The sequence below is a fragment of the Kocuria tytonicola genome (assembly GCF_003687455.1).
GTDB classification, from domain to species: Bacteria; Actinomycetota; Actinomycetes; order Actinomycetales; family Micrococcaceae; genus Kocuria; species Kocuria tytonicola.
Window position 1 is genome coordinate 1 of record NZ_PHOA01000227.1, and the last position, 402, is coordinate 402.

Here is a 402-nt window from a genome sequence, read left to right on the forward strand (position 1 = left end):
GCCCTCGGCCCGCCACGCGCGCACGGTCAGCTCGGTGCCCGCCGCCACGTGCACGCCCGCGCTCGCGAGCAGCCCGGTCCGTGCCGCCCAGAGCAGCGTGTTCGGGGGCAGGACCGGTGCCCCGGCACTGCGCAGCAGACGGGCGTAGCCGTTGAACCGCTCCCGGCCCAGGTAGACCTGCATGTTCCCGGCCATGTGCCCCACGGTGAACACGCTCAGCACGGCCCCGGAGGCGCCCATCGCAAGCTTCAGGTCCGGGTTCGACGCCGCTCCCACGCTCCGCTGCCACACGCCCGCGGGTGCCGGGGCGGCGTCGTCGGCCCCGCCGGTCGCTGCGGGGGAGGCCGCGGGTGCGCGGCCCGGGGAGCCGGGCGAGGCGGGCGCGGCCGCGCGGTCTCGCTG

General features: G+C 78.6%; 1 protein-coding gene. It reads right to left on the reverse strand.

Translation table 11 applies throughout. The features are described 5' to 3' along the window. Positions 1-402, reverse strand: a 402-nt coding sequence (locus CWC38_RS11960; protein WP_500683902.1) for a succinate dehydrogenase/fumarate reductase transmembrane subunit, incomplete at both ends; no start/stop codon positions are given.